The following is an 8,409-nucleotide window of genomic DNA, read 5'->3' as shown; positions in this document are numbered from 1 at the left end:
ACGTCGGCGAAAGGGAGTTATCCACAGGGACCGATCATCCGGCGAAGTCTTCCTGGGGTGGGGCCAAACCAGGCTAAACTATTGACGGCCAAAAGAAAACCGGTTTAAATAGCGGGTTCCGCGAAAACCAATTCTGTAAACCTCCGGCCATTGCCGCTTCAGCGATGATCGTGCGGTTAATTTTCGATCAGTCGATCAAGTGAGAGCAACATGAAACGTACTTACCAACCTTCCGTTACCCGTCGCAAGCGCACCCACGGCTTCCGCGTTCGCATGAAGACCGCAGGTGGCCGCAAGGTCATCAACGCACGTCGCGCGAAGGGCCGCAAGCGCCTCGCCATCTAAGGCAGGCGAGCGGATTGCGCGCTCCGTCTATGCCAGGCGAAGCCCGCGGTGAAGCGGGAGCTGCTGGGGCGCCGCAACAGGGCTCGGTTCCGTTGCGAGCGCAAGCCGCCTTCCCCAAAGCCGCAAGGCTACTGAAAACGGATGAATTTTCATCCGTTTTTCGTTTGCGCCCGTGGCGCCGCACCGCGCACTTCGTGGTGTACGGCCGGCCCACCGGCAATGACGCTCGCTTAGGTCTCGTGATCGGCAAGAAGTATGCGCCGCGCGCGGCCACGCGTAATCTGGTGCGTCGACTTGCGCGCGAAGCCTTCCGGCTGCGTCGCGCGGAGTTCGGCGGTTGGGATGTGCTGTTGCGTCTGCACACGCGCTTCGACAAGAAGGCTTTGCCGAGCGCCTCGTCGCCGCCGTTAAGGGCGCTGTGCCGCAGCGAAATAGAGGCGCTGCTCGATAAAGCAGCGCGCGAAATTGTCCGTCGCGAGTCGCCGCCCGCGGAAGCGCCCAAGACGGAATGACGCTCACGTGACTGCCCGCTTTGCAGTACAGGCCGCTCCGGCAGCCATGCTGCGCGGGCGTCGCCCGGTACTCCACGTTGCGCGGCGCTGTTAGGCCGCACCAGTCATGCAAACGGTACTCATCGCTTTATTGCGTTTCTATAAGGTTGCCGTCAGCCCCATGCTCGGCAACCGGTGCCGTTTTTACCCTTCCTGTTCTGATTACGCGCGCGAAGCAATCCAGTATCATGGCGCCGCGCGCGGGACTTATCTCGCCGCCAGGCGTATTTGCCGCTGCCACCCGTTTTCCGCGGGCGGCATCGATCTCGTCCCGCCTCCTACTTCTGAAAAGCGCTGACGCGCCGTTCCATCGACACTGAGACAACGCATGGATATCAAACGCACCGTCCTATGGGTCATCTTTTTCATGTCAGCGGTCATGCTGTTCGACAACTGGCAACGCGACCACGGACGCCCGTCGATGTTCTTCCCGAGCGCCAACCCGACCAAGACCGTCGGCAGCGCCGCTCCGGGAACCACGACGCCGGGAACCCAATCCGCCGATCTGCCGGCCACCAACGCAGCGCCGGGCAATGCGCCGGCTGCCGCGGCCCAGGGCCAGTTGATCAGCTTCAGCACCGACGTCTATAACGGCGAGATCGACACCCGAGGCGGCACGCTGTCGAAGCTGTCGCTTGTCAAGCAAGGCAACGGCAAGCAGCCCGATCTGGTCATCACGCTGTTCGACCGTACCGCGAACCATACGTATCTGGCGCGCACCGGTCTGCTCGGCGGCGATTTCCCGAACCACACCGACATCTTCACGCCGGTGGCGAACCAGCCACACGATCTGACGGGCGACGCCAAGTCGTTCCAGCTCAGCCTCGAGTCGCCGGTCAAGGGCGGCGTGAAGGTCATCAAGACCTACACGTTCACGCGCGGCAGCTATGTGATCGGCGTCGACACGAAGATCGAGAACGTCGGGACCGCACCGGTCACGCCGTCGGTCTATATGGAACTGGTGCGCGACGACACGCCGGTGGAAACGCCGCGCTTCTCGCACACGTTCATCGGACCGGCTGTCTACACCGACCAGCACCACTTCCAGAAGATGACGTTCAGCGACATCGACAAGAACAAGGAAGACTTCGTCAATTCGGCCGACAACGGCTGGATCGCGATGGTGCAGCATTACTTCGCGTCGGCGTGGATTCCGCAGCAGGGTGCGAAGCGCGACATCTATGTCGAGAAGATCGATCCGACGCTCTATCGCGTCGGCGTCAAGCAACCGGTGGCGACCATCGCCCCGGGCCAATCGGTCGATGTGTCCGCGCGCCTGTTCGCCGGTCCGGAAGAAGAGCGCATGCTCGAAGGCGTCGCCCCGGGTCTGGAACTGGTCAAGGACTATGGCTATGTGACGATCATCGCGAAGCCGCTGTTCTGGCTGCTCGAAAAGATCCACAGCTATGTCGGCAACTGGGGCTGGTCGATCATGCTGCTAACGCTGCTGATCAAGGCCGTGTTCTTCCCGCTGTCGGCCGCAAGCTACAAGTCGATGGCGCGCATGAAGGCGATCACGCCACGCATGCAAGCCCTGCGCGAACGCTTCAAGGGCGATCCGCAGAAGATGAACTCGGCGCTGATGGAGCTGTACAAGACCGAGAAGGTCAATCCGTTCGGCGGCTGTCTGCCGGTCGTGATTCAGATTCCGGTGTTCATCTCGCTGTACTGGGTGCTGCTGTCGTCGGTTGAAATGCGCGGCGCGCCGTGGATTCTCTGGATTCACGATCTGTCGCAACAGGATCCGTTCTTCATCCTGCCGGTGCTGATGGCCGTCTCGATGTTCCTGCAGACCAAGCTGAACCCGACGCCGCCGGACCCGGTTCAAGCCAAGATGATGATGTTCATGCCGATCGCGTTCTCGGTGATGTTCTTCTTCTTCCCGGCCGGTCTGGTGCTGTATTACGTGGTGAACAACGTGCTGTCGATCGCCCAGCAGTACTACATCACGCGGATGATGGGTCAGTCGAAGACGAAAGCGGCCTGATTGATGTCTTGCCTGCGGCGGGCGGCGGTAGCGCCCGCTGGCTGACAGGCAGAAGCAGAAGCTGGCTGTAAAGAAGCCGCCCGGTTTGCGCCGGGCGGCTTTTTTTATGACTCGGCCGATGGGCCCTTATCTTTCGATGCGTCTTCAGGCGCGGCGCCGGCTTCCTGTTGCGTGCCGCCGTCAAATTCAGTGATCAGTTCTTCCACCAGATTGCGCTGCTTCGGCGACAAACCCGCGAACCGGTTAGCCATCTGCGTAACCAGCTCGATCGTTTCTGGCGTCATCGGATATTTCTCGCCACGGGCAAGCGGTTTAGTCTTGCCGGACGGCGCGGGCCCATAGTGCAGCCAGTGAACGTCCTTTTGCAGCCACGTCGCTAAAACCTGCAACTTATCGCGCTTTGGAATCGTCGTACCCGCGAGCCATTTGTGCGCGGTTTGCGGTGAGACGGCAGGGCCACTGCTATAAAGCAGATTGAATTCCCTGGCCAAATCAGTCCCACCCTTAATATCTTTGGGGAGTGAGTCTTTCAGCCGTTTGGCGAAAGCTGCTTTTTCTTTGGAGGTCGGCATGGGCCCGATTGTGCAATTCGGCGCATAATCAGTGGACAACCAAACACGCAACTTTATAGCTCTAATAAGCTATTTTTAGCCTGAAATCGCCACCTAATAACGCGTTTCGCGATTTCTTCGATTACCATCTTTTCCTTGTGCAGAGCGCGTTTTAGGCATTCTGCTGCGTCGATTAGTCGCAAATTCATCTTAGGCTATCTTAGCTTGTGCGAGATAAATCCTTATTTGTCTTATGAAACTCGGGCCGCACCAGGAATCAGGCCCTGATCCAGAGCCAGAGAATGCTCCGCGTTACAATGCCCGGCGCCCGCTCCTGCGCATTCAATCCCTTCTGATAGCCTCGCTCCCATGCTCTCCACCGATTCCGATCCGATCGTCGCCATTGCCACCGCACCCGGCCGAGGCGGAATCGGGGTCGTGCGGATTTCGTGTGGCCGTGCCGGGGAAGCCGCCGCACAACCGCTGATGCAAGCCCTCACGGGCCAGGCGCTGGCGCCGCGTCACGCGAGCTATGTGCCGTTCCTCGACGACGCCGGCAACGCGCTCGACCGCGGCATCGCGCTGTACTTCCCCGCGCCGCACTCTTACACCGGCGAGCATGTGGTCGAGCTGCAAGGCCACGGCGGTCCGGTCGTGCTGCAACTTGTGCTGCAGCGGTGCATCGACGCCGGCCGTGCGTTCGGTCTGCGTCTGGCCGAGCCGGGCGAATTCACGCGGCGCGCGTTTCTCAACGACAAGCTGGATCTGGCGCAAGCGGAAGCCGTCGCCGATCTGATCGAGGCCAGCACCGAGGCCGCCGCACGCTCGGCGGGCCGCTCGCTCGACGGCGCGTTTTCGCGCGACATCCACGCGTTGGTCGAAGAAGTCATCACGCTGCGGATGCTGGTCGAAGCGACGCTCGATTTCCCGGAGGAAGAAATCGACTTTCTCGAAGCCGCCGACGCCCGCGGCAAGCTCGCGCGGATCCGCGAGCGCCTCGCGCACGTGCTGAGCGAAGCGCGCCAGGGCGCGTTGCTGCGCGAGGGTTTGTCGGTGGTGCTGGCGGGACAGCCGAACGTCGGCAAGTCGTCGCTGCTGAACGCGCTCGCCGGCGCGGAGCTGGCCATCGTCACGCCGATCGCCGGCACGACGCGCGACAAGGTCGCGCAAACGATCCAGATCGAAGGCATTCCGCTGCATGTGATCGACACGGCCGGCCTGCGCGATACGGAAGATGAAGTGGAAAAGATCGGCATTGCGCGCACGTGGAGCGAGATCGAACGCGCGGACGTCGTGCTGCATCTGCTCGATGCGCGAACCGGCATGACCGCCGAAGACGGAACGATCGCTGGCCGTTTCCCGAGCGGTGTGCCGGTGGTGCGCGTGCTGAACAAGACGGATCTGACCGGGCTCGCGCCGACCGTGATACCGCTGGACGCGGATCTGGATCTCAGCGAAGTACGGCTGTCGGCGAAACAGGGCGATGGTGTTGCGTTGCTGCGCGAGGAATTGCTGCGCATCGCCGGTTGGCAGGCCGGCGCGGAGAGCGTCTACCTCGCGCGCGAGCGGCATCTGATTGCGCTGCGCGCGGCCCAGGAACATCTGGCGACGGCTGCGGCGCACGCCGATCAGAATGCTCAAGCGCTGGATCTGTTCGCCGAGGAGCTGCGGCTCGCGCAGGACCAACTGAACTCGATCACCGGGGAATTCAGCTCGGACGATCTGCTCGGAGTGATTTTCAGCAGGTTTTGTATCGGCAAATAACCTGTTGCCAAGCGACGCCAAAGCTCCACAAGTCAGGCCGTCTAAAAGACTTATACCATCTGAGTTTTCCTCCAACTTTCACCAAGCTTCCGTAATAAACAGCAACGAGCTCTTGGCACACAAAAGCGGACTCCCCGAAATCGCGTGTGCCACAGACAACCCTGATCCGCAGCCAACCCCTGTACAAAAACACAGTATATGAGTCTACAATGACCCGCAACTGTCGCCAAGCTATGGCAACCCAACATATCGCATGACGAGGCAGGAGCCGCCTATGTTGAATAGCAAGCCCATCACAGCGCTGCACCACCACACATTCGAGAGCATTAAACAGGTAACCGAGGACGGCGCAGAGTTTTGGTTCGCGCGAGACCTTGCGCCTCTGCTTGACTACCCTCAGTGGCGCAACTTTGTGCCGGTGCTGGAGAGGGCGCGTGAAGCCTGTCGCCAAAGTGAACAACAGGTGGAATACCATTTTGCGGACATTCGCAAAATGGTCGAGATCGGCTCCCGTGCACAAACCCAGACTGAAGAAAAGCTGCGGCGCGAGGCGGTCAAGGGTAAGCAGCACGCTAACCAGACGCACTTCGAGGTTGGCAGCAAGGTGCGCCAGACGATCCAGGAGCTTGGCGGAACCATGCCCGAAAATCTGCCGACTCCGGAAACAAGCATCAAGCAGGTTGAGCAAGCGCAGAAGAAGCTGAAGAAATGAAACCCGGCCTTGATGGCTGACGATCAAACCGCGCCCACATCGAACCAACCGCCGAACCCGGCTTCGCTTGAGCGCCAGTCCGCGATGCGCGTTACCCAGCGCGGTACGCACGGAAACTCTAGTCATTCCTTTGGTACACAAAAGACAGCCGGTCTAAAATCACCGCTGCCCGCGCATCACCGATCCGCCATGCCCAAACTAGCCGCCCCCCTCACCGAATCGCAGATTCGCGCGCTCGAACCGCGCGCCACCCGGTATTGCGTCGCAGACGGCAACGGCCTCGTCATCGAAATCATGACGACGGGCACCAAGGTCTGGCGCTTCCGCTACTCACTGAACGGCAAGCGCCAACCGCTCGTCACGATCGGCGACTACCGGATGATTTCGCTGCGGGTCGCGCGCGCCAAGGCGCAGAAGTACGCCGACATGGTCGCGAGCGGCGCCTCGCCGGTGGCGACGGCGCGCCGCGACCGCGGTGTGGAGAGCAAGGTCGAGGTGCTGCGCGAGGGCGCGGAGCTCTATCTCGCGACGGAGATGGCCGGCAAGTCGGCGGAGTATCAACGCACCACGCGGCGCGCGCTCGAAAAAGATGTTCTCCCCGCCATTGGCGCGAAGCCGATCAAAGCCGTAACGGACGACGACATCCGCGCGATATGCGATCAGATCAAAAGCCGCGGCTCGCCCAAAATGGCGCTGCACACGCGCAACGCGGTCAAGCGGCTCTATGAGTACCTGATCGTCAGGCAACTCGCTACGGCCAATCCGGCGGAACTCATCCCGGCCCGCTTCATCGCGACGCCGGACAGCCGCACCCGCGTGCTCGCGCCAGACGAAATGGGCACCATGCTGCGGGCGATCTATGCATCGAACATTCGACGTCCATTGAAATTGGCTTTGCACCTGCTCGTGCTGACGATGGTGCGGAAATCGGACATCGTCGAGGCCGCCTGGTCCGAATTCAACCTCAACGCAGCGCGCTGGACGATCCCCGCCGCGCGGATGAACAAGGGCCGCGAGCATGTGGTGTATCTCTCGCATCAGGCGGTCGCCCTGCTCCGCGAGCTTCAGGACACGAAGACCAGCCGGAATTTCGTATTCCCGAGCGTGAGGGGCGACGATCGGCCGATCGCCAAAAGTACACTCAACCAGGCCGTCAAATCGCTCGGACTCGACGTGGAGCATTTCGTCCTACATGACTTTCGACGTACCGCCGCGACCCACTTGCGCGAAATGGGGCAGCCTTCGGACGCGATTGAAAATGCGCTGGCGCATACCGTCAAAGACATCCCGGGCGGAGACGGCCACACTGAGCATGCCGCGGAACGGCGTCGAACCTTGCAACTGTGGGCGGATTTTGTCGACGCCCAGATCGAGAGCAGCCGACAACACGTGTTCGCCTAAGTACGGGAAGTGCGGCAGGTGTCGCAAACGCTGCAGGGGCAGGTATCTTGCCCGTAGCCTCAGTGCGCTTCGGCATCGGCCAGCGGTACGTTTGATGGTACACAGTTAAATAAACGTCATCCACAAACACCTGTCTAGAAAAAGAAAACCAACTTATTCACTAGGTTCTCAGTCGCCCTGCGTCGCGCCCCGCCAGCCCATTCACATCGATCCCGCCGTGCGGCCAGCCACCCCACCAAAGCGTCCTTTTTTCCCGCCGTTCATCGCCTAAACTAAAGCATCCATGCACGTCGGGACGGAGGCTCGCATGTCTGAATCATTAATGGCTTATTTGTTGGGACCTTTGGTAATGCTGGTAGTCGGTGTGGCTATCTGGGCCGCGTCCCACTATCGCCAGAAGACGAAGCCGGAGCGCCTCGAGCGCTGGCTCGACACGCACTATGCGGAGTGGTTGCACCATAAGCACTGATTAGAGACACCCAACAAGACAAGGCCGTCGCACCTGCGACGGCCTTTTTCGATGGTGCGCGCGAGCATCCAGGCTGCGCGCGCCAGCGCACGTCACTGGCCAGATTTACCAGCCCGGTTGAGGCTGCTGCGGATACTCATATTGTCCGGGCGGCGGCGCACCGCACGCGACGTATGCGCGCTGGTACTGGTCATAGCAGTATCCCGGCGGCGGCCCCGCATACACGGGGGCCGGCTGATACACCGGCTGCGCATAGACCGGCTGCTGGTAAGCAACCACCGGCGCCGGATTCAACGCGGACGTCACCACCGCGCCCAGCACGGCACCACCGATCAGCGCACCGACCACATCCCCGCCATTGCCATGAGCCGACGCCTGACCCGCTACGCTCAGGCTCCCAACCATCAACAACGCCACCGCAATCTTTTTCATGTTTCGCTCCCGCCGTTCAGGCATGGAGCAGATTGTGTAGGGCCCGTGCGGAAATAGATGCTGCAGTTGGTAACCGGGCATTACGGGTGTAACGCCGGGTGTGGGCAGGCGCCACATCGAACGCCATCCATTCCCACGATCAATGTAAAATTCGCCGCATGACCCGTCGGACAAATCCGACGACCCGCAAAGCTTTC

General features: G+C 61.0%; 10 protein-coding genes. 8 read left to right on the top strand and 2 right to left on the bottom strand.

Translation table 11 applies throughout. The features are described from left to right. The first annotated feature begins 210 nt into the window (after window positions 1-210). The 4 genes from rpmH to yidC all read left to right on the top strand — a co-directional run bounded on the left by rpmH (window position 211) and on the right by yidC (window position 2,883). On the top strand, window positions 211-345 hold the full coding sequence (gene rpmH, locus AYM40_RS20465) for a 50S ribosomal protein L34 (protein ID WP_004198824.1): 135 nt from the start codon (window positions 211-213) through the stop codon (window positions 343-345). Window positions 346-374: 29 nt separating this feature from the next. Continuing rightward, a complete protein-coding gene (gene rnpA / locus AYM40_RS20460) occupies window positions 375-857 on the top strand; it encodes a ribonuclease P protein component (protein WP_063497773.1) in 483 nt (160 codons plus the stop codon). A 106-nt stretch (window positions 858-963) separates the two neighbouring features. Further along, window positions 964-1,194, top strand: a complete 231-nt coding sequence (gene yidD / locus AYM40_RS38730) for a membrane protein insertion efficiency factor YidD (protein ID WP_007180115.1) — start codon at window positions 964-966, stop codon at window positions 1,192-1,194. Window positions 1,195-1,224: 30 nt separating this feature from the next. Next, entirely contained in the window at window positions 1,225-2,883 is a 1,659-nt protein-coding gene (gene yidC, locus AYM40_RS20455; protein ID WP_063497772.1) for a membrane protein insertase YidC, read from the top strand. Between the two features lie 104 nt (window positions 2,884-2,987). Here the strand turns inward: yidC and AYM40_RS20450 are convergent, their stop codons facing one another. Beyond that, a complete protein-coding gene (locus tag AYM40_RS20450) occupies window positions 2,988-3,455 on the bottom strand; it encodes a hypothetical protein (protein WP_063497771.1) in 468 nt (155 codons plus the stop codon). A gap of 348 nt (window positions 3,456-3,803) precedes the next feature. Between AYM40_RS20450 and mnmE the strand changes: the two genes are divergently transcribed. From mnmE to AYM40_RS41955, 4 genes are all read left to right on the top strand, one after another. Beyond that, window positions 3,804-5,198: a tRNA uridine-5-carboxymethylaminomethyl(34) synthesis GTPase MnmE gene (gene mnmE, locus AYM40_RS20445; RefSeq protein WP_063497770.1), complete on the top strand. Its 1,395-nt coding sequence runs from the start codon at window positions 3,804-3,806 to the stop codon at window positions 5,196-5,198. A gap of 274 nt (window positions 5,199-5,472) precedes the next feature. Then, entirely contained in the window at window positions 5,473-5,910 is a 438-nt protein-coding gene (locus tag AYM40_RS20440; RefSeq protein WP_063497769.1) for a hypothetical protein, read from the top strand. Window positions 5,911-6,099: 189 nt separating this feature from the next. Beyond that, the gene (locus tag AYM40_RS20435) at window positions 6,100-7,311 is read left to right on the top strand and encodes a tyrosine-type recombinase/integrase (protein WP_063497768.1); all 1,212 of its coding nucleotides are present in this window, start codon (window positions 6,100-6,102) and stop codon (window positions 7,309-7,311) included. A 307-nt stretch (window positions 7,312-7,618) separates the two neighbouring features. Continuing rightward, entirely contained in the window at window positions 7,619-7,780 is a 162-nt protein-coding gene (locus AYM40_RS41955; RefSeq protein WP_166618149.1) for a hypothetical protein, read from the top strand. 105 nt (window positions 7,781-7,885) lie between these two features. Here the strand turns inward: AYM40_RS41955 and AYM40_RS20430 are convergent, their stop codons facing one another. Next, window positions 7,886-8,212: a hypothetical protein gene (locus tag AYM40_RS20430; protein WP_063497767.1), complete on the bottom strand. Its 327-nt coding sequence runs from the start codon at window positions 8,210-8,212 to the stop codon at window positions 7,886-7,888. Window positions 8,213-8,409: the final 197 nt, after the last annotated feature.

The organism is Paraburkholderia phytofirmans OLGA172, assembly GCF_001634365.1.
Classification (GTDB): domain Bacteria; phylum Pseudomonadota; class Gammaproteobacteria; order Burkholderiales; family Burkholderiaceae; genus Paraburkholderia.
This window is presented reverse-complemented; position numbering and strand designations above follow the sequence as displayed.

Bases quoted from the DNA above. Each gene is read 5' to 3' on its own strand.
- rpmH (WP_004198824.1), top strand. From the start codon at position 211: ATGAAACGTACTTACCAACCTTCCGTTACCCGTCGCAAGCGCACCCAC.
- rnpA (WP_063497773.1), top strand. From the start codon at position 375: ATGCCAGGCGAAGCCCGCGGTGAAGCGGGAGCTGCTGGGGCGCCGCAA.
- yidD (WP_007180115.1), top strand. From the start codon at position 964: ATGCAAACGGTACTCATCGCTTTATTGCGTTTCTATAAGGTTGCCGTC.
- yidC (WP_063497772.1), top strand. From the start codon at position 1,225: ATGGATATCAAACGCACCGTCCTATGGGTCATCTTTTTCATGTCAGCG.
- AYM40_RS20450 (WP_063497771.1), bottom strand. From the start codon at position 3,455: ATGCCGACCTCCAAAGAAAAAGCAGCTTTCGCCAAACGGCTGAAAGAC.
- mnmE (WP_063497770.1), top strand. From the start codon at position 3,804: ATGCTCTCCACCGATTCCGATCCGATCGTCGCCATTGCCACCGCACCC.
- AYM40_RS20440 (WP_063497769.1), top strand. From the start codon at position 5,473: ATGTTGAATAGCAAGCCCATCACAGCGCTGCACCACCACACATTCGAG.
- AYM40_RS20435 (WP_063497768.1), top strand. From the start codon at position 6,100: ATGCCCAAACTAGCCGCCCCCCTCACCGAATCGCAGATTCGCGCGCTC.
- AYM40_RS41955 (WP_166618149.1), top strand. From the start codon at position 7,619: ATGTCTGAATCATTAATGGCTTATTTGTTGGGACCTTTGGTAATGCTG.
- AYM40_RS20430 (WP_063497767.1), bottom strand. From the start codon at position 8,212: ATGAAAAAGATTGCGGTGGCGTTGTTGATGGTTGGGAGCCTGAGCGTA.